Annotated in this window: 17 protein-coding genes; 9 read left to right on the top strand and 8 right to left on the bottom strand. The window is 68.9% G+C overall.

All coding sequences use genetic code 11. The features are described 5' to 3' along the window. Positions 1-24: 24 nt before the first annotated feature. The 4 genes from E5843_RS07840 to E5843_RS07825 are packed head-to-tail and all read right to left on the bottom strand — an operon-like array spanning position 25 to position 2,656. Positions 25-1,059: an ABC-2 transporter permease gene (locus E5843_RS07840; RefSeq protein WP_136412323.1), complete on the bottom strand. Its 1,035-nt coding sequence runs from the start codon at positions 1,057-1,059 to the stop codon at positions 25-27. Further along, positions 1,056-1,940, bottom strand: a complete 885-nt coding sequence (locus E5843_RS07835) for an ABC transporter ATP-binding protein (RefSeq protein WP_244240744.1) — start codon at positions 1,938-1,940, stop codon at positions 1,056-1,058. The genes E5843_RS07840 and E5843_RS07835 overlap by 4 nt, the downstream gene beginning before the upstream one ends. Continuing rightward, a complete protein-coding gene (locus tag E5843_RS07830; RefSeq protein ID WP_134673467.1) occupies positions 1,937-2,308 on the bottom strand; it encodes a GntR family transcriptional regulator in 372 nt (123 codons plus the stop codon). Before E5843_RS07830 ends, E5843_RS07835 begins: the two co-directional genes overlap by 4 nt. A gap of 3 nt (positions 2,309-2,311) precedes the next feature. Continuing rightward, a complete protein-coding gene (locus E5843_RS07825) occupies positions 2,312-2,656 on the bottom strand; it encodes a hypothetical protein (protein ID WP_136412321.1) in 345 nt (114 codons plus the stop codon). 123 nt (positions 2,657-2,779) lie between these two features. Between E5843_RS07825 and E5843_RS07820 the strand changes: the two genes are divergently transcribed. Beyond that, positions 2,780-3,331, top strand: coding sequence for a glutathione peroxidase (locus tag E5843_RS07820; RefSeq protein ID WP_136412320.1), 552 nt, complete (start codon positions 2,780-2,782; stop codon positions 3,329-3,331). A 97-nt stretch (positions 3,332-3,428) separates the two neighbouring features. On the opposite strand, the gene E5843_RS07815 is transcribed toward E5843_RS07820, so the two are convergent. After that, on the bottom strand, positions 3,429-3,848 hold the full coding sequence (locus E5843_RS07815) for a hypothetical protein (protein WP_136412319.1): 420 nt from the start codon (positions 3,846-3,848) through the stop codon (positions 3,429-3,431). Positions 3,849-4,086: 238 nt separating this feature from the next. Here E5843_RS07815 and E5843_RS07810 point away from each other — a divergent pair, with 238 nt between their 5' ends. The 4 genes from E5843_RS07810 to E5843_RS07795 all read left to right on the top strand — a co-directional run bounded on the left by E5843_RS07810 (position 4,087) and on the right by E5843_RS07795 (position 6,824). Continuing rightward, positions 4,087-5,031, top strand: a complete 945-nt coding sequence (locus E5843_RS07810) for an FKBP-type peptidyl-prolyl cis-trans isomerase N-terminal domain-containing protein (protein ID WP_134673463.1) — start codon at positions 4,087-4,089, stop codon at positions 5,029-5,031. A gap of 63 nt (positions 5,032-5,094) precedes the next feature. Further along, entirely contained in the window at positions 5,095-5,862 is a 768-nt protein-coding gene (gene bamJ / locus E5843_RS07805) for a BamJ family beta-barrel-assembly machinery protein (RefSeq protein ID WP_134673462.1), read from the top strand. A gap of 74 nt (positions 5,863-5,936) precedes the next feature. Next, positions 5,937-6,149, top strand: a complete 213-nt coding sequence (locus E5843_RS07800) for a SlyX family protein (protein ID WP_166432719.1) — start codon at positions 5,937-5,939, stop codon at positions 6,147-6,149. Between the two features lie 27 nt (positions 6,150-6,176). Continuing rightward, a complete protein-coding gene (locus tag E5843_RS07795; protein WP_141065870.1) occupies positions 6,177-6,824 on the top strand; it encodes a DUF2058 domain-containing protein in 648 nt (215 codons plus the stop codon). A gap of 7 nt (positions 6,825-6,831) precedes the next feature. Here E5843_RS07795 and metH read toward each other — a convergent pair whose 3' ends face one another. From metH to E5843_RS07780, 3 genes are read right to left on the bottom strand one after another with little or no spacing between them, the layout of a single operon-like run. Beyond that, positions 6,832-9,516, bottom strand: coding sequence for a methionine synthase (metH, locus tag E5843_RS07790; RefSeq protein WP_141065869.1), 2,685 nt, complete (start codon positions 9,514-9,516; stop codon positions 6,832-6,834). Further along, complete coding sequence (locus E5843_RS07785; RefSeq protein ID WP_244240743.1) at positions 9,513-10,604, bottom strand: homocysteine S-methyltransferase family protein; 1,092 nt, start codon at positions 10,602-10,604, stop codon at positions 9,513-9,515. Before E5843_RS07785 ends, metH begins: the two co-directional genes overlap by 4 nt. Then, on the bottom strand, positions 10,601-11,560 hold the full coding sequence (locus E5843_RS07780; protein ID WP_134673458.1) for an ArsR/SmtB family transcription factor: 960 nt from the start codon (positions 11,558-11,560) through the stop codon (positions 10,601-10,603). Before E5843_RS07780 ends, E5843_RS07785 begins: the two co-directional genes overlap by 4 nt. A gap of 122 nt (positions 11,561-11,682) precedes the next feature. Here E5843_RS07780 and E5843_RS07775 point away from each other — a divergent pair, with 122 nt between their 5' ends. The 4 genes from E5843_RS07775 to E5843_RS07760 all read left to right on the top strand — a co-directional run bounded on the left by E5843_RS07775 (position 11,683) and on the right by E5843_RS07760 (position 19,924). After that, positions 11,683-12,837: an acyl-CoA dehydrogenase family protein gene (locus E5843_RS07775; protein WP_341777616.1), complete on the top strand. Its 1,155-nt coding sequence runs from the start codon at positions 11,683-11,685 to the stop codon at positions 12,835-12,837. A gap of 148 nt (positions 12,838-12,985) precedes the next feature. After that, positions 12,986-17,998, top strand: a complete 5,013-nt coding sequence (locus tag E5843_RS07770; RefSeq protein WP_141065868.1) for an NAD-glutamate dehydrogenase — start codon at positions 12,986-12,988, stop codon at positions 17,996-17,998. Positions 17,999-18,151: 153 nt separating this feature from the next. Next, the gene (locus E5843_RS07765; RefSeq protein ID WP_134673455.1) at positions 18,152-18,919 is read left to right on the top strand and encodes an NAD kinase; all 768 of its coding nucleotides are present in this window, start codon (positions 18,152-18,154) and stop codon (positions 18,917-18,919) included. A 48-nt stretch (positions 18,920-18,967) separates the two neighbouring features. Continuing rightward, positions 18,968-19,924, top strand: a complete 957-nt coding sequence (locus E5843_RS07760; RefSeq protein ID WP_141065867.1) for a 5'-nucleotidase — start codon at positions 18,968-18,970, stop codon at positions 19,922-19,924. The last annotated feature ends 13 nt before the right edge of the window (positions 19,925-19,937 follow it).

The raw sequence follows: 19,937 nt of genomic DNA, 5'->3' as shown, positions 1-19,937 counted from the left end.
GGGTGGATTGGCCGGCGGGCCTGCTCAGATCTCTTCGCGCCAGCGGCGCAGCCGCACCGCGATGGCGATCATCACCGCACCCGCCACCGCGCCGATCCACATCTTCGGCGACAGGAAGGTCGAATACAGGGTGCGCAGGTTGAGTACGTCGCGCAGGTCGCCCGGGGCGTCGATGCCGTGCAGGTTGACCGCGTCCATCCAGCCCGCGGGCACCACGCTAAGCAGCATGCGGGCGACCACGTTCTGCCAGAACCAGTCCGCCTGCAGGCCGAAGTAACCCATCACCTCGAACCACCAGACGAACACGCCCAGCAGCACCGGCACCACGATCGCCCACAGGAACGGCTTGCCCTTCGCCCAGGCGGAGCACAGCAGCAGCCAGCCGATGGTGGGCAACGCCCAGACCGCGTAGACCGGGATCGCCGCGACCACGAAGGCCGCCATCCGGAACGGACCACCCGAGGCCCAGACCAGCTGGAACGCGTTGCCGCCATGCATCACCACCAGCACGCTCACGATCACCGCGAACAGCACCATCGTCGCCAGTGCCGCCGCGGTGGCCAGCAGCGGGGCGACCAGCGCGGCGCTGACCACCTTCGACAGCACGGTGTCGCGGTCGGAGACCGGCAGCGATTTCCAGAACAGCACGCTGCGGTCCTTGCGGTCGTCGTACAGCGCGCCCAGGCAGTAGAAGAACACCACGAAGGCCATGACGATGAAGGGCCAGCTCGAGGCCATCAGCAGGCTGGCGTCCAAGGCGTCGCCGAGCTGCTGCAGGTCGTGCGCGCTCATCTGGCTGGTGATCAGGCTCAGGTCGAGGCCGTTGATGGTGACGCCGTCGATCTCGAGCTCACCCTCGGCAACGGCCTTGCGTGCCATCACCGACGCGACCACCGCGAAGATCATGGTCAGCAGCAGGGAGACGCCACCGGCGATCACCGGCGCCCACAGGAAGCCGCCACGGTGCTCCCAGTATTCGCGCCGGAGCAGGGTCGGGAACGGATGCCGGCGCGGCGTCACGGCGCGTGCCGCGACCGGCGTTTCGACTTGGGCGTTCATGCGTAGGTTCCTTTCATCTGGGCCACGAACAGGTCGGCCAGGCCCGGGTTGCGGGTCTCGCCGTACTCGGCCAGGCGCACGGCGGGCACGCCGTCGAACAGCATCACCGTCTTGCCGAACGGCAGGCTGCGCTCGTTCACCGGCCCCAGCGCCCGCGCGGCATCCACGCGGTCGGCATTGAGCAGCACCTCGGTGAAGCGTTCGCCGACCTCGTCCATCGTCGACTGCAGGACGATCCGGCCGTCACGGATGAACATCACGTCGGTGAGGATGTGCTCGATCTCCTCCACCTGGTGGGTGGTGACGAGGATGGTCTTCTGCTCGTCGAAGTAGTCCTCCAGCAGGCGCTGGTAGAACTCCTTGCGATAGAGGATGTCGAGGCCCAGGGTCGGCTCGTCGAGCACCAGCAGTCGCACGTCGATCGCCATCACCAGCGCCAGGTGCAGCTGCACGATCATGCCCTTCGACATCTCGCGCACCCGCATCTTCGGGGTGAGCTTGGTGTTGGCCAGGAAGCGTTCGCAGCGGGTGCGGTCGAAGTGCGGGTGCACGGCCTCGACGTAGTCGATCGCCTCGCGCACGCGGATCCAGCGCGGCAGCACCGCGACGTCGGCGATGAAGCAGACATCGTTCATCAGCCGGTCGCGGTCGCGCCGCGGGTCCAGGCCCAGCACCTGCAGGTCGCCTTCGACCTGCAGCAGGCCGAGGATGGCCTTGAGCGCGGTGGTCTTGCCGGCACCGTTGGGGCCGATCAGGCCGACGATACGGCCCGGCTCGATGGCGAAACTGGCGTCGGCCAGGGCCAGTGAATTGCGGTAGGCCTTGCGCAGTCCGCGCGCCTGGATGACATGGGGCAGGCTGACGTCGGGTAGCGTGTTCACTCGGCACCTCCAGTGCGCAACGGTCGGGTGAGATCGTCCAGGCCCAGACCCAGGCGCTGGATGCGTTCGAGTACCAGCGGCCATTCCTCGTGCAGGAAGCGCTCGCGTTCGGTGGACAGCAGTTTCCTGGATGCCTCTTCGGTCACGAACATGCCCAGGCCCCTGCGTTTCTCGACCAGCGCCTCGTCCGCGAGCTCCTGGTAGGCGCGCGACACGGTGATCGGGTTGAGCTGGTAGTCCGCGGCCACCTGACGCACCGAGGGCAGGGCGTCGCCGGGCTTGAGCACGCCGTCGAGCATCATCGCGATCACCCGTTCCTTGAGCTGGCGGTAGATGGGAGCGCCATCGCTCCACTGGATGTCGGCCATGGGTCAGCTCCCCACCGGGCGCAGTTCCTGCGCGAACGAGAAGTACGGCATCGCCAGCGCCTGGTGGCGGAGGCGGGCACGGCGGGGAGCGGCCTGGGCCTCGTCCTGTCCGGCGACCGCCTGCGAGGCATCCGTGCGCGCGGGCCCCGCAACGCCTGCAGTTGCCATGACGGCAGAGGTGCCGATGGCGGTCATCGGCGCCGTGCCGGAAGCTCCGCCACAGCCGGCAAGCTGGACGTCCGTGGACGTCGGCATCTGCGGCAGCGGACCGGCGGCCAGCAGCATCAGCACTGCGGCGAGTCCGGTGAAGGAGAAAGCCAGTATCGTGTTGTGGAGCTTGCGGTTCATGCCGAACCTCCTGCCCTGGTTGATCGGTGTTGTATGCAACTATAACACCAGAACAGCTGAGGTCAAGCGGTTTGACGACCCAACTTAAGACAGGGTGGGTTCCACGGTCCAGGAGGCAGTGCCATGAACGTCAAAACAATAGTTTGCGCAGCATTTCTCATGTTTTCGATGACCCATGTGCAGGCCGCGGACAGCCTGCTCGACCATCAGTACCGCCCGCTGGCCGGCCGCGGGGCGGTGGATCTGCGCGCCACCTATGGGGGCCAGGTGGTGCTGGTGGTGAACACGGCCAGCAAATGCGGTCTGGCTCCGCAGTTCGAAGCGCTGGAAGCACTGCATTCGAAGTACGCCACGCGCGGCTTCGCAGTGCTCGGCTTTCCATCGGGTGATTTCCGTGAACAGGAGTTCGAGGATGAAACGGAGATCCGCGAGTTCTGCACCCTGACCTATGGCGTGCAGTTCCCGATGTTCGAACGCGTGCACGTGGTCGGGCCGCAGGCGACGGGGCTGTACCGCGATCTGGCGGGGGCCAGCGGCGGCGACGTGCCGCAGTGGAACTTCCACAAGTATCTGATCGGTCGCGACGGCACTCTCGTCGCCAGCTGGGGCAGCCGCACGCCGCCGGACGACCCGGCCATCGTCAGCGCGATCGAACGTGCGTTGGGATCACCCTGATCCGTAGCGTGCGTTGGTGGAGGCCGTCCGGGCAGCGCGGATCATGAGGATGGTCGGTGCCGAGCCCGGGTGGCGCGCGGGACTCCGACGCCTGTCGTCACGCAGGCGGAGCTTGCGACGCCAGGGCCACCAGCAAGGCGGAAAGACCGTGGCCTGAAGCGCCGGCGCGCGCGCTGCCGCCACGCGCCAGGCGCGTCAGCGCGCTGACGAGACGTGCGTTGGACTGGATGCGACGGACGGGCGGCGGACCCCGCAGGCTGCCGGCAGCCGTGGCGTCGGCCCGCTGGCGTACGGAGAGCGCCGACGGTATTGGCTGCGCTGCGCACAGCGCCTGGTCGCGGCCGCGCTGGAGCCCGTGCAGATCGGCATGGCCGGCGGCCCCGATGGGCCGGTCGTGTGAGACATCGGAAGTCCGGTGATGGAAAGGTCTGACGGAGGCCATGCGCATTTTGCGGTCGGTGGGGAGGGGCGCCGGTGCCGGCGCCAGCGCATGGTTGAAAAGCACCGGTGAAGGCATCGTGCGCGCGGGCTCGGGGACATCGGCGGTTCATCGGTCACCGGCCACCGTGCCCTCCGGCGCGGCGGGCGTGCGCCGTGGCATCGGGCGTGATTGCCCGCATCGCGCGCTGCCGTGACAATAGCCCGCTGCATGGCCTCCGCTGGCAGCGCCGCCGATGCAGCGCGCCGCGACACGGTGAAACCGTGTGGCCAAACGTACGGGTGCGAACCCGCGTCACCAATCTGGAGTTGTCCCAATGAAGAAAGCGATGCGCGGTGTGGCCGCGCTCTGTCTCGCCGCGGTCTGTGCGGCGGTGGTGCCGGTGACGTCGTTCGCCCAGGCGCCGGCGCTGCAGGGCGAGCGCGCCCAGGTCAGTTACATGGTCGGTATGGACGTGGGCCAGTCGATCGCCCCGGTCGGCCCCGACATCGACTACGCCGCGCTGGAGCGTGGCATCCGCAACGCGTTCGAGGGCGGCGAGCCGCTGCTGTCGGAACAGGACGTGGCGCAGACGGCGCAGGCGCTGATGCAGCGCATCGCGGTCCGCAACGGGCAGACCCCGCCCGGCATGCCCCCGGGTGCACCGCCGCCGGAAGTCGACCGCCAGAAGGTCGGCCTGATGGTGGGCAGTGACATCGGCCGCTCGTTGCAGCCGATCCAGGGCGAGCTCGATCTTGCCGTGCTGGTGCAGGGCCTGCGCGCGCGCGTCGAGGGCGGCCCGGTCCTGATGGACGAGGCACAGGCCGACGCCGTGCGGCAGTCGTTCTCGGAGCGCGTGCAGAAGGACATGGAGGCGCAGCAGGCGCAGGCCGGCGAGAAGAACCGCGCCGAAGGCGAGGCATTCCTCGCCGGCAACCGCACTGAAACCGGCGTGCAGGTCACCCCGTCGGGCCTGCAGTACCGGGTGGTCCGCCAGGGCTCGGGCCGGCGTCCGGTCGCCAGCGACCGCGTGCGCGTGCACTACCACGGCACCCTGCTCGACGGCACGGTGTTCGACAGCTCCTACGAGCGCGGCCGGCCGGCCGATTTCGGCCTTGGGCAGGTGATCCCCGGCTGGACCGAGGGAGTTGCGCTGATGCCGATCGGCAGCAAGTACCGGTTCTGGATTCCGGCCCGCCTCGGTTACGGCGCCAAGGGCACGCAGGGCATCCCGCCGGAAGCCACCCTGGTGTTCGACGTCGAGCTGCTCGACATCCTCTGATCCTTCTGTCGGGTCGGCGCGTCGCCCGCGCCACCCGCCCACGTTTCCTTCCAGGAGTTCCCCATGAAGATTTCCCGCAGCGCCCTGACCCTCTCCGCGCTCGCGCTGGCCACCACCCTCGGGCTGTCGGCCTGCAAGAAGATCGAGGACGGCGAGGGCACTTCGACGGCCGCTTCGGCGACCGGCGCCGATGCGCCGGCGGTGCAGGTGCAGGGCCTCAAGAACAACCGCGAGCAGGTCGGCTATGCGATCGGCCTCGACCTCGGCAACTCGATCAAGCCGCTCGAGGACGAGATCGACCTCGACGCGATGGTGCGTGGTATCCGCGACAACCTCGCTGGCAAGGAGCCCAAGCTCAACGACGAGCAGGTCATGCAGGTGATGCAGGGCCTGGCGACGCGCATGCAGGCCAAGCAGGCTGCCGAGGCGCAGACCCGTCTCGACGACGAGAAGAAGATCCTCGACGAGAACGCGGCGAAGCCGAACGTGCAGACCACCGAGTCCGGCCTGCAGTACGAGGTGCTGACCCCCGGCACCGGCCCGACCCCGTCGGCCGGTGACCGCGTGCGCGTGCACTACGAGGGCAAGCTGCTCGACGGCACCGTGTTCGACAGCTCGATCCAGCGCGGCGAGCCGGTGGAGTTCTCGCTGGGCGAAATCATCCCCGGCTGGCAGGAAGGCCTGCAGCTGATGCAGCAGGGCGCCAAGCACCGCCTGTGGATCCCGAGCAGCCTCGGCTATGGCGAGCAGGGCGCCGGTCCGATCCCGCCGAATGCCGCGCTGCAGTTCGAGGTCGAGCTGATCGAAGTGCTGCCCGCCAGCGCGCAGTAAGCCACGCGGTCCCGGCAGGCGTCGCCACGCATGGTGACGCCTGCCGCATGCGGCCGGAGCGAGGTTGGAACACGATGGATGAACTGGAACAGCGCGTGGTCGAACTGGAAACGCGGGTCGCGTTCCAGGAGCACGCGCTCAACGAGATGAGCGATGCGCTCGCCGGGCTGCGCCTGCAGTCGGCGCAGAACGCGGAGCTGCTGCGGCGCAGCCTCGACGAACTGAAGCAGGCGCGTGGCGGCTTCTTCGCCGACCCGGCGGACGAGCCGCCACCGCCGCATTACTGATGGTCTGACTGGAACGACGGCACGACGATGAGCGATACCCTGCGCGACCAGCTCCTGGGCCTGGGCTTCAAGGCCCCCACGCCGGAGCGCCAGCCTGCGCGCAAGCCCGGTGCGGGCGGCAATCAGGCGTCTGCCAAGGCCGATGCATCGCGCCCTGGCCAGCGCCGCCCGGACGGCAAGCCGTCGCCGGGCAAGCCGCAGGCCCGCGGCGATGCGCGCACGCGCGGTCGCGGCAAGCCAACGTCGCGGGAGGACATCGACCTCGCCAAGGCGTACGCGATCCGTGCCCAGAAGGAAAAGGACGAGCGCATCGCGGCGGAGAAGCAGAAACAGGAGGAGGCACGCCTGCGCCGCGAGGCGCGTGCACGCCTGGCGACCCTGCTCGAGGGCAAGGCGCTCAACCACGCGGATGCCGACATCGCCCGTCACTTCGAGTACGGCGGCAAGATCAAGCGCATCTACGTGACCGCCGAGCAGCTGCGGGCGCTCAACGCCGGCGAGCTGGGCGTGGCCCAGCTCAATGGGCGGTACCTGCTGGTGACCGCGGCGGTGCTGGCGGAGGCGGAGGCGGTGTTCGCGCCGTCGGTGGCGCTGCGGGTGGACCCGGACGCCCCCGCCGGCGACGACCCCTATGCCGACCCGATGTACCAGGTACCCGACGACCTGGTGTGGTGAAGCCGGCTCACTGCGGGTCGTAGTCGAGCTGGGTCGCCAGCCACCGCTCGGCCTGCTGCAGTGACACGCCCTTGCGGCGTGCGTAGTCCGCGACCTGTTCGCGTGCAACCCTGCCGACGACGAAGTACTGGCTGCGCGGGTGGCTGAAGTAGTAGCCGGAGACCGCGGCGGTGGGCAGCATCGCGAAATTCTCGGTCAGCGTCATGCCCGCATTCGCACCCGCATCGAGTAGCTTGAACAGGGTGGCCTTCTCGCTGTGGTCGGGGCACGCCGGGTAGCCGGGTGCGGGGCGGATGCCACGGTAGCGCTCGGCGATCAGCGCGTCGTTGTCCAGCGCCTCGTCGGTGGCATAGCCCCAGAACTCCATGCGCACGCGCTGGTGCAGGCGCTCGGCCAGTGCTTCGGCCAGGCGGTCCGCCAGCGCCTTGAGCAGGATCGCGTTGTAGTCGTCATGGTCGGCCTCGAAACGCGCGACATGCGGGTCCAGCCCGATGCCTGCCGTCACCGCGAACCCGCCGATCCAGTCGGCCAGGCCGGTCCCGCGTGGTGCGATGAAGTCCGCCAGGCAGAAGTCGGGACGATCGGCCGGCTTGTCGACCTGCTGGCGCAGGAAGTGGAGCGTGGTCTCGCCGCCGTCGGCGTGCACCACCACGTCGTCGCCGACGCTGTACGCCGGCCACAGGCCGAACACGGCTTTCGCGGTCAACCACTTCTCCTCGACGATGGTCGCAAGCATCGCCCGCGCGTCGCGGTACAGCTCGCGCGCCTGGGTGCCGACGACGGCGTCGTCGAGGATCGCCGGATAGCCTGCCAGTTCCCACGCGTTGAAGAACGGGCTCCAGTCGATGCAGTCGGCAAGCTCCGCCAGCGGCCAGTCCTCGAACACATGCAGGCCGGTCGCGCGCGGCGCGGGCGGCACGTACCCGTCCCAGCCGCCGTCGAACTTCTGCCCGCGCGCCTTCTGCAGTGACACCAGTCGCTTGGCGTCGCCGCGGTTGCGATGGCGTTCGCGGATTTCCGCGTAGTCGGCATCGTTGGCGGCGACGAACGCCGCGCGCATGTCGCGGGAGATCAGCGATTGCGCCACGCCCACCGCACGCGAGGCGTCCTTCACCCAGACGGTGGGCGCGGCGTAGTGCGGATCGATCTTCAGCGCCGTGTGCGCACGCGAGGTGGTGGCACCCCCGATCAGCAGCGGCATGGTGAAGCCCTGCCGTTGCATCTCGCGCGCGACGTGGCCCATCTCTTCCAGCGAAGGCGTGATCAGGCCTGACAGGCCGACCAGGTCGGCATCGATTTCACGTGCCTTGTCGAGGATGACCTGCGCGCCCACCATCACCCCGAGGTCGACGACCTCGAAGTTGTTGCACGCCAGCACCACGCCGACGATGTTCTTGCCGATGTCGTGCACATCGCCCTTGACCGTGGCCAGCACGATGCGGCCGTTGGTTTTCGCGACATCGCCGGTGCGGGCCTTTTCCGCTTCGATCCACGGCAACAGGTAAGCCACCGCCTTCTTCATCACCCGTGCCGATTTCACCACCTGCGGCAGGAACATCTTGCCGGCACCGAACAGGTCGCCGACCACGTTCATGCCGTCCATCAGCGGACCTTCGATGACATCGAGCGGGCGCGGCAGCAGCTGGCGCGCCTCCTCGGTGTCGGTTTCCACGTACTGGTCGATGCCATGCACCAGCGCATGGGTGAGGCGTTCGCGTACCGGGCGCTGGCGCCACGCCTGGTCCTCGACGACGCGTGCGCCGCCGCTGCCGCGGAAGGTCTCGGCGATCTCGAGCAACCGCTCGGTCGCATCCGCGCGGCGGTTGAGGACGACATCCTCCACGCGCGTGCGCAGTTCCGGATCGAGATCGTCGTAGACCGGCAGCGCGCCGGCGTTGACGATGCCCATGTCCATGCCGGCCTGGATCGCGTGGTAGAGGAACACCGAGTGGATCGCCGCCCGCACCGGCTCATTGCCGCGGAAGGAGAAGCTCACGTTGGACACGCCGCCGGAGACATGGCAATGCGGCAGCGTGGCACGGATGATCCGGGTGGCCTCGATGAAATCGACCGCGTAGTTGTCGTGCTCGGCAATGCCGGTGGCGATGGCGAAGATGTTGGGATCGAAGATGATGTCTTCGGGCGGGAAGCCGACCTCGTCGACGAGGATGCGGTAGGCGCGGGTGCAGATTTCCACCTTGCGCGCGCAGGTATCGGCCTGGCCGTCCTCGTCGAACGCCATGACCACCGCGGCCGCGCCGTAGCGCAGCACCTTGCGGGCGTGCTCGACGAACGCGGCGTGGCCGTCTTTCAGCGAGATCGAGTTGACCACGCCCTTGCCCTGCAGGCACTGCAGGCCAGCCTCGATCACGCTCCATTTCGACGAGTCCACCATCACCGGGATGCGGGCGATGTCGGGCTCGGAGGCGATCAGGTTGAGGAAGCGCACCATCGCCGCTTCCGAATCGATGAGGCCTTCGTCCATGTTCACGTCGAGGATCTGCGCGCCGCTCTCGACCTGCTGGCGCGCCACCTCCACCGCATCCTCGTAGCGGCCTTCCTTGACCAGCTTGCGGAAGCGCGCGCTGCCGGTGACGTTGGTGCGCTCGCCGACATTGACGAACAGCAGTTCGGGCGTGATGGCCAGCGGCTCGAGGCCGGACAGGCGGGTGTGGCGCGGTGCGCTGCTCATTCCACGCCTCCCTGGCGACGGGGCGCCACGCCAGACACCGCGTCGGCGATCGCGCGGATGTGGTCCGGCGTGGTGCCGCAGCAGCCGCCGACCAGGTTGACCAGCCCCGCGGTGGCGAACTCCTTCAGCATCGTGGCCATCTCGTCCGGGGTCTGGTCGTAGCCACCGAACGCGTTCGGCAGGCCGGCGTTGGGATGCGCACTGACGTGGCACTGCGCAACGCGGGCCAGGGTCTCGACATGCGGGCGCAGTTCGCGCGCGCCCAGCGCGCAGTTGAGGCCGATCGCCAGCGGGCGGGCGTGCATCAGCGAGACATGGAACGCTTCGGCGGTCTGTCCCGACAGGGTGCGTCCGGAGGCGTCGGTGATGGTGCCGGACACCATCACCGGCAGGCGCGCGCCGAGGTCGTCGAAGACCTCCTCGATCGCGTACAGCGCCGCTTTCGCATTGAGGGTGTCGAACACCGTCTCCACCATCACCACGTCGGCGCCGCCTTCGACCAGGCCGTGCGTGGCGTCGGCGTAGGCCTGTCGCAGTTCGTCGAAGGAGGTGTTGCGGAAGCCGGGGTCATTGACGTCGGGGCTGATCGATGCGGTGCGGCTGGTCGGCCCTACCACCCCGATCACGAAACGCGGCTGCCCGGGCGTGCTCGCCTCCGTCGCGTCGCAGGCTGCACGGGCGATGCGCGCGCCTTCGCGGTTGAGCTCGCGTGCCAGGTGCTGCAGGCCGTAATCGGCCTGGCTGATCGACGTCGCGTTGAAGGTGTTGGTCTCGACCAGGTCGGCGCCAGCCTCGAGGTAGGCGCGGTGGATGCCGGCAATGATGTCCGGGCGGGTCAGGTTGAGCAGGTCGTTGTTTCCGCGCAGGTCGCGCGCGACGCGCTCCCCCGGTGCCAACCGGTCATAGCCTTCGGCGAAACGCTCGCCGCGATAGTCCGCTTCGGCAAACCCGTGCTGCTGGATCAGCGTGCCCATCGCGCCGTCGATCACGAGGATGCGCTGGGCGAGGGCCTCATGCAGCGCCTCGACACGGCGCGGGTGCAGCCAGCGCACGCCGTGCGACAGCGGAGCGGCGTTTACTTCCGTCACTTCGATACTCCCGACCGCGCCTGCGGCGCCGGTTTCGATGCAATCAGCGAGATGACCTCGAAGTGCGGTGGACGCTTCTCGCGGGTCACGGTGTTGAGGCTCTGCAGCGACAGGCCGGCCTTTTCCACGAAGCGGCGCAACTCGCGCTCGCCGAAGCCGAGATTGACGTGGCCGTAGGCCTCCACCGCGGTGCGGTGCTCGTGGCGGGCGAGGGTGGTCAGCAGCAGTCGCCCGCCGGGGCGCAGCACCCGTGCCGCGTCGGCCACTGCCTGCGCGGGACGGTCGGAATAGGTCAGCGCATGCATCAGCACCACCAGGTCGAAGCCGCCCTCGTCGAACGGCAGCGCATGCATGTCGCCTTCGCGGACCTCCACGTTGCGGTAGCGCTTGAGTCGTTCCGCGGCGGCGCTCACCACCCGCGCGCTGGTGTCCACGCACACATAACGGCGCGCATGCGGCGCCAGCAGTTCCGCCAGCACGCCATCGCCCGAGGCGATGTCGAGCACGTCACCGGTCTCCATCAATGGCAGCGCCGACCGCGCCAGCGCTTCCCAGGTACGGCCGGGGGAGTAATGGCGCTCCATGTCGCCGGCCACGGAATCGGCCCAGTTCTGGTCCGCTGCGCGCATCGCCAGCACTCCGGCCACGCGCTCGGCGTCCTGGCGCAGCAGGGGGTCATCGCTGCCATCGCGCAGGGTGATCCACAGCGTGCGGATGGCCGGGTCCAGCGGCGCGTCGTCGAAGCGGTAATAGGCGGAGACACCGGCGCGGCGGTCGCGCACCAGTCCGGCCTCCTTCAGTTTGGCGAGATGGGTGGAAACCCGCGGCTGCGCCAGGCGCGTGATCGCCGACAGCTCGGCGACGGTCAGTTCTTCGCCTTCGAGCAGCGCCAACAGGCGCACGCGGGTGGCGTCGGCGAGGATCTTGAGGCGCGCCGACCAGCTTTCCAGATCCATAAGTATCTCTATATCGCGATATCGAGATGAGTCTGCGCGTGCGGTTCCGGAGCGTCAAGCCGGACGATGGGGTTTGCCGACGCGCGCGGGTACAATTTGCGCTTCCCGTTCGGCTTCGAGGTGTGCGCGTGGAGTTCGGTTTCAGCGAAGAACAGTTGATGATCCAGGACGTGGCGCGCCGCATCGCGCAGGAAAAGATCGCGCCGTCGGCCGAGGGCTTCGATCGCAGCGGCGAATTCCCGCTCGACAACATCCGCCTGCTCGGCGAGAACGGCCTGATGGGCATCGAGGTGCCGACCGAATACGGCGGCGCGGGCATGGATCCGGTGGCCTATGTGCTGGCGATGATCGAGATCGCCGCCGGCGACGCCGCGCACTCCACCATCATGTCGGTCAACAACTCGCTGTTCTGCAACGGCATCCTGACCCACGGCACCGAGGAGCAGAAGCAGACCTATGTGCGCGCCATCGCCGAAGGTGCCGAGATCGGCGCATTCGCGTTGACCGAGCCGCAGTCCGGTTCCGACGCCACCGCGATGCGTTGCCGCGCCGTGAAGCAGGACGACGGCAGCTACGTGATCAATGGCAAGAAGAGCTGGATCACCTCCGGCCCGGTCGCCAGGTATTTCGTGCTGTTCGCGGTGACCGATCCCGACAAGGGCGCGCGCGGCATCACCGCCTTCCTCGTCGATGGCGACCGCGCCGGTTTCCATCGCGGCAAGACCGAGCCCAAGCTCGGCATCCGTGCGTCGGCCACCTGCGAGATCGAATTCCAGGATTACGTCGCCCGCGCCGGGGACGTGCTGGGCGAGGAAGGACAGGGCTTCAAGATCGCGATGAGCGTGCTCGACGCCGGCCGTATCGGCATCGCATCGCAGGCGATCGGCCTGGCCCGCGCGGCCTACGAGGCCACGCTGGAGTACGTCAAGGAGCGCAAGGCCTTCGGCCAGCCGATCGGCGCGTTCCAGATGACCCAGGCCAAGATCGCCGACATGAAGTGCAAGCTCGACGCCTCGCTGCTGTTGACGCTGCGGGCCGCCTGGCTGAAGGGCCAGGGCAAGCGCTTCACCACCGAGGCTTCGGTGGCCAAGCTCACCGCCTCGGAAGCGGCGATGTGGATCACCCACCAGGCGGTGCAGATCCACGGTGGCATGGGCTACTCCAAGGAGATGCCGGTCGAACGCTATTTCCGCGACGCCAAGATCACCGAGATCTACGAGGGCACCTCGGAAATCCAGCGCCTGGTCATTGCCCGCAACGAAACCGGGCTGCGTTGACCCCGACGTGACCACCCACGCCCTCGCCGCCAACGCGCTGCCCACGCCGGACATCCCGGTGGCCCGCGCGATCGCGCCGTACGGCAACTGATATCCCATGGCCGGCCCGCGCATCGCGCGGGCCTCATTGCATCCGGACCTACCGACCATGACCAGCAAGCGCAGTTCCACCTCCAAGCCCGCCGCCGCGAAGACGGACAAACCGGTGCGCGCAGCCGCATCGAAGAAGCCGGCGCGCAATGCCGGCGGCGGCATCCTCGCGCCGATCCGCGCGGCGATCCGCACCCGGGCCGGCAGCGCCGGCGCCGCCGATGCCGAGGCGTTCGCGTCGGCGTTCTACTACCGCATGGGCGAGGACGAACTGCCGCTGCACACGGCCGATGCCTGGGCCGCGCTGGCGTTCGATTTCCTCGAGTTCGCGCGCAAGCGCAAGCCGGGCACCGCGCGCATGCGGCTGTTCAATCCGACGATGAAGACGCACGGCTGGGAATCGCCCCACACCGTGCTGCAGATCGTCAACGACGACATGCCGTTCCTGGTCGATTCGGTGACCATGGCGCTGGCCGAGCAGGGCATCGGCGTGCACGTGCTCGGCCATCCGGTGATCGCGCTGCGTCGCGACCGCGCAGGCAAGCTGCAGGCGGTGGGCGAGGGCGAGCCCGAATCGCTGATGCACCTGGAGATCGACCGCCAGCCGTCGGAGTCGATCGCGGCGATCGAGGAAGCACTTGGCCAAGTGCTCGGCGACGTGCGCCAGATCGTCGCCGACTGGCCGAGCATGCGCGACAAGATGGTGGCCGTCGCCGAGGATCTCGCCGACCGCGCGCTGCCGGTGGACGATGCGGTGCGCGCGGAGGCGCAGGAGTTCCTGCGCTGGGCCTCCAATGACCACTTCACCTTCCTCGGCTACCGCGAGTACCAGGTGCGCCACCGTGGTGGCGAGCCGAGCCTGCTGGCGGTCGAGGATTCCGGTCTCGGCCTGCTGCGCGGCAAGGAAGTCGGCCACCCGCGTTCGCTGCGTGCGCTGGCCGCACAGGCCGCGCGCGGCGAGGGCGAGATCGATCCGCTGATCCTGACCAAGACCAATGCGCGCTCCACCGTGCACCGCCCGGGCTTCATGGACTATGTCGGCATCCTCCAGTTCGACGCCAAGGGCCGCGCGATCGGCGAGCAGCGCTTCATCGGCCTGTACACGTCGGCCGCCTACAACCGCCGGCCGTGGGACATCCCGCTGGTGCGCGAGCGCTTCGAACAGGTGATGAGCCGCTCCGGCCTGCGCGAGACCGGCCACAGCGGCAAGGCGCTCAAACACATCCTCGAGACCCTGCCGCGCGACGAGCTGTTCCAGTCCAGCAGTGACGAGCTGTACCGGCTGGCGCTGGGCATCCTGCACCTGCAGGAGCGCGTGCGCAGCCGCCTGTTCCTGCGCAGCGACCGCTACGGGCGCTTCTATTCGGTGCTGGCCTACGTGCCGCGCGACCGCTACAACACCGAGGTGCGCCTGCGCATCGAGGCCATGCTGCGCGAGGTGCTCGAAGCCGATCGCGTCGACACCAGCGTGCAGGTCGGCGAATCGCCGCTGGCACAGCTGCACCTCATCGTGCGCCCGCGTTCCGGCAACACCGTGGACATCGACGCGGCGGCGCTCGACAGCCAGCTGTCGGCGATCGTGCGCAACTGGCAGGACGACCTGCGTGACGCATTGATCGCACGCCATGGCGAAGCCGAAGGCCTGGCCCTGGCCGGCCGCTTCGGCCGCGCGCTCAGCGTCGATTACATCGAGCAGGCGACGCCGTCGGTCGCCGCCCGCGACGTCGGCCAGCTGGCCGCGCTCGAATCCGCCGACGACCTGCGCCTGAGCCTGGTGCGCGCCGCGGACGCCGCGGACGCCGCGGACGGTACCGGCGGCCTGCGCCTGAAGCTGTTCCGCCAGCACCGCGACATCCCGCTGTCCGACGTGCTGCCGGTGATGGAGAACATGGGCCTGCGCGTGCTGTCCGAGCATCCGCACCGCATCGATGCCGGCGGCGACATCTTCTACGTGCAGGACTTCGAGGTCGAAGCCGTGGGCGTGGACCTCGATCTCGAGCGCGTTGGCCCGGCGTTCGAGGAGGCCGTGACGCGCCTGTGGCGCGACGAGGCCGAGAACGACGGCTTCAACCGCCTGATCGTGCTGGCCGGGCTGGACTGGCGCCAGGTCGCGATGCTGCGCGCCTACAGCAAGTACCTGCTGCAGGCCGGCGTGCCGTTCTCGCAGGCCTACATGGAACAGACCCTGGCGCGCTACCCGCTGTTGTCGCGCCTGCTGGTCGAGCTGTTCGAGAGCCGCTTCCACCCCGCCACCGGGCGCGAGACGCGTGCGCAGATCAGCGAAGGCGCGCAACTGCTGCGCGCGCAGTTCAGCGCACTCGCCGGCGGTGCCGCGGAGACACTCGCCACGCTGGAGCCGGTGCTGCTGGCACGCGAAGGCGACCGCTCGGCGCAGTACACCGCGACCCGCCAGGCGCTGACCGCGCTGCTGGACGGCGTCGGCAGCCTCGACGAGGACCGCATCCTGCGCGGCTTCATCGGCGTGATCGACGCCACCCTGCGCACCAGCTACTACCAGCGCGCAGCCGACGGCCAGGACAAGGATTACGTCGCCTACAAGTTCGACTGCGCGCGCGTGCCGGAGCTGCCGAAGCCGCGTCCGTACCGCGAGATTTTCGTCTGCGGGCCGCGGGTGGAGGGCGTGCACCTGCGCTACGGCCCGGTGGCGCGTGGCGGCCTGCGCTGGTCGGACCGTCGCGAGGACTTCCGCACCGAGGTGCTGGGCCTGGTCAAGGCGCAGATGGTCAAGAACACCGTCATCGTGCCGGTCGGCGCCAAGGGCGGTTTCATCGTCAAGAAGCCGCCGGTGGGCGGCGACCGCGACGCCCAGCTGGCCGAGGGCATCGCCTGCTACCGCCGCTTCATCAGCGGCCTGCTCGATGTCACCGACAACGTCGTCGACGGCAAGGTCGTCCCCGCGCGCGACGTGGTCCGCCACGACGATGACGACTACTACCTGGTGGTCGCCGCCGACAAGGGCACCGCGACGTTCTCCGACATCGCCAACGGCATTTCGGCCGAATACAACTTCTGGCTGGGCGATGCCTTCGCCTCCGGTGGCTCGGTGGGTTACGACCACAAGGGCATGGGCATCACCGCCAAGGGCGCGTGGGAGTCGGTGAAGCGGCACTTCCGCGCACTCGGCGTGGATTCGCAGAGCGAGGACTTCACCGCGGTCGGCATCGGCGACATGTCGGGCGACGTGTTCGGCAACGGCATGCTGCTGTCCAGGCACATCCGCCTCGTCGCGGCGTTCGACCACCGCCATATCTTCATCGACCCGCAGCCGGACTCCGCGCGTTCGTGGAAGGAACGCGAACGCCTGTTCCGCCTGCCGCGTTCGAGCTGGGAGGATTACGACAGGTCGCTGATCAGCGCCGGCGGCGGCGTGTGGCCGCGCTCGGCCAAGACCGTGCCGGTGTCCGCGCAGGCGCGCGAGGTGCTGGGGCTGGATGCCTCGGTGACCGCGCTCAGCCCCAACGAGCTGATGAACGCGATCCTCAAGGCGCCGGTGGACCTGCTGTGGAACGGCGGCATCGGCACCTACGTCAAGGGTTCGACCGAGACCCACGCCGACGTCGGCGATCGCGCCAACAACGCATTGCGCGTGGACGGTTGCGAGCTGCGCTGCCGCGTGGTCGGCGAAGGCGGCAACCTCGGCTTCACCCAGCGTGGCCGCATCGAGGCCGCGCAGGCCGGCGCGCTGCTCAACGCCGACTTCATCGACAACTCGGCGGGCGTGGACACCTCCGACCACGAGGTCAACATCAAGATCCTGCTCAACGGCCAGGTGCGGGCGAAGAAGCTCACCCTGCCGGCGCGCAACACGCTGCTGGCCGACATGACCGGCGAGGTCGAGTCGCTGGTGCTGTGGGACAACATCCGCCAGAACCAGGCACTGAGCCTGATGGAACGGATGAGCCTGTCGCGCCTGGGCTCCAAGCAGCACTTCATCCGCACCCTGGAATCGCAGGGGCTGCTGGACCGGCAGATCGAGTTCCTGCCGTCGGACGCGGAGATCTCCGCGCGCAGGGCCCGCGGCCAGGGCCTGACCCGGCCGGAGCTGGCGGTGCTGCTGTCGTACTCGAAGCTGGTGGCGTTCCAGCAAATGCTGGACTCGGACATCCCGGAAGACCCGTACCTGTCGAAGGAGCTGCAGCGCTACTTCCCCGAACCGCTGCGGCAGAAGTACGCCGCGGCGATGGAAAAGCATCCGCTCAAGCGCGAGATCATCGCCACCGCGGTGACCAACACCACCATCAACCGGATGGGTGCGACCTTCCTCATGCGCATGCAGGAGGACACCGGTCGCACCCCGGCCGAGGTCGCCAAGGCCTACACCATCAGCCGCGAGACGCTGGATGCGCGCGCCCTGTGGACCCAGCTCGACGCGCTGAACCTCAAGGTCAGCGAGGAAGCGCAGATCGATGCCCTGCAGACGATCTGGAACCTGCAGCGTTCGTACGTGCGCTGGCTGCTCAACCGCCAGGGCGAGATGCCGGCCATCACCAGGGCGGTGGAGCGCTACCACGATGCGCTCAACGAGATCCGCCGCGCGGACGGCATCCTCGCCGATTCCCAGCGTGCCGAGTACGAAGCGGGGCTTGCGGCATGGGCCGACAAGGGCATGCCGGCGGACCTCGCCCGCGAGCTGGCGGAACTGCCGTACCTCGCTTCGGCGCTGGACATCATCGAGCTGGCGCGCGCGCGCAGGTTGAAGCCGGTCGAGGTGGCGAAGGTGCACTTCCGCGTCGGCGAGGCACTGCACCTGCCGTGGCTGTTCTCGCAGATCGAAGCGCTGGAAGTGGAGGGTCGTTGGCACGCGGTGGCACGTGGCGTGCTGCGTGACGATCTCGCCACCCAGCAGACCCTGCTGACCGCGCAGGTCCTCGACATGCCGGGTCGCGGTGCCGACGAGAAGGTCGCTGCCTGGGTGGGTCGCGACGACACGACGCTGCGCTTCACCCTCGGCATGCTCGACGAGATGTGCGCGCAGAAGTCGCTGGACTACCCGACCGTGTCGGTGGCGGTCAGCCGCCTTGGCCAGCTGGCGGGCACCAGCCTGGGCTGATCCGGCCCGCAAACGGTCCGTCGGCCAGTCCGGCGGACCGGTGGAACGGGATGCCCGCGTGCCAAGGCCGCGGGCATCGTCGTTTGCGGCGGGCGGGCGCCTGTCGCGGCGTCGCCCGCGTTATCCTGCCCGCGACCCATCGGGAGCCGTCGGATGTCCGCGCCGCGCATTGCCTTCCTCGCCAGCCCTGCCGAGCACGCGCGCGTTGCGCTGGAGGCGCTGGTCGCCGAGCACGGCAGCCATGCCCCCGAGGACGCCGACGTGCTGTGTGCGCTCGGCGGCGACGGTTTCATGCTGCAGACGCTGCATCGCCACGGGGCCCTGGGCAAGCCGGTGTTCGGGATGAAGCTCGGCACGGTCGGCTTCCTGATGAACCACCACCGCAGCGACAGCCTGCTCGAACGTATCGCCGCCGCCGAACCCGCCACGCTGCGGCCGCTGGAAATGGTGGCGCTGACCGAATCCGGCACCAGCGTCGGCTCGCTGGCCTACAACGAGGTGTCTCTGCTGCGGCAGACGCGGCAGGCCGCGCACCTGAGCATCGAACTCAACGGCCGCACCCGCCTCGAGGAGCTGATCTGCGACGGCGTGTTGGTGGCATCGCCCGCGGGCAGCACCGCGTACAACTACTCCGCGCACGGGCCGATCCTGCCGCTGGGCAGCGGCGTGGTCGCGCTGACGCCGATCGCGCCGTTCCGCCCGCGACGCTGGCGCGGCGCGATCCTGCGCGCCGACACCGAGGTCGTATTCCGCGTGCTCGATCCCTACAAGCGCCCGGTCAGTGCGACCGCCGATTCGCACGAGGTGCGTGACGTGATCGAGGTGCGCATCCGCGAGGCACGCGAGCGCCAGGTCACGCTGCTGTTCGATCCCGAGCACAACCTCGAGGAGCGGATCCTGAGCGAGCAGTTCATGGCCTGATGGGCCGGCGTCTCACGGCATGCGCCGCGCGGGCCGCATAATCGGCCCATGTCGATTCCATCCGTCTCCACGCTGACCATCGCGATCTCCTCGCGCGCGCTGTTCGACCTCGAGGACAGCCATGCGCTGTTCGAGGAGGAAGGCATCGAGGCCTACTCGAACTACCAGCGCACCCACGAGGACGACATCCTGCCGCCGGGCATCGCCTTCGCGCTGGTGCGCAAGCTGCTGGCACTGAACGAGTCCGCGCCGCCCGACGCACCACATGTCGAGGTGATCCTGCTGTCGCGCAACTCGGCCGATACCGGGCTGCGCATCTTCAACTCGATCCAGCACCACGGGCTGCCGATCTCGCGCGCGACGTTCACCTCGGGTGAGCCGACCTGGCCCTATATCCGCCCGTTCGGCGCGCAGCTGCTGCTGTCCGCGAACCCGGAGTCGGTGCGCCGCGCGCTTGCAGACGGCATTGCAGCGGCGACCATCCTGCCGAGCGCGGCGCTGCCGCCACCGGCGCGGGCGGGCGAGGCCGCGACCAGTGCGCGCGCGCAGATCCGCATCGCCTTCGATGGCGACGCGGTGATCTTCGGCGACGAAGGCGAGCGGGTGTCGCAGGAAAGCGGAATCGAGGCCTTCCATCGCCACGAGCGCGAGCGTGCCCGCGAGGCGCTGTCCGGCGGCCCGTTCCGCGGCTTCCTGTCGGCGCTGCATGACTTGCAGGAGGCGTTCCCGGCCGGCCCCGACGCACCGATCCGTACCGCACTGGTCACTGCGCGTTCGGCGCCGGCACATGAGCGCGTGATCCGCACCCTGCGCGAATGGGGCGTGCGGCTGGACGAGGCACTGTTCCTCGGCGGGCGACCGAAGGGCCCGTTCCTGGAAGCGTTCGGCGCCGACATCTTCTTCGACGACTCCCTGCACAACATCGATTCCGCGCGCCAGCACGTGACCGCCGGCCATGTGCCGCACGGGATTTCCAACCTGCCGAAGGTTCCTGCTGCGAAGTAGACGCCAGAGAGGC

The organism is Luteimonas yindakuii, from assembly GCF_004803715.2.
GTDB lineage: Bacteria > Pseudomonadota > Gammaproteobacteria > Xanthomonadales > Xanthomonadaceae > Luteimonas > Luteimonas yindakuii.
This window is presented reverse-complemented; position numbering and strand designations above follow the sequence as displayed.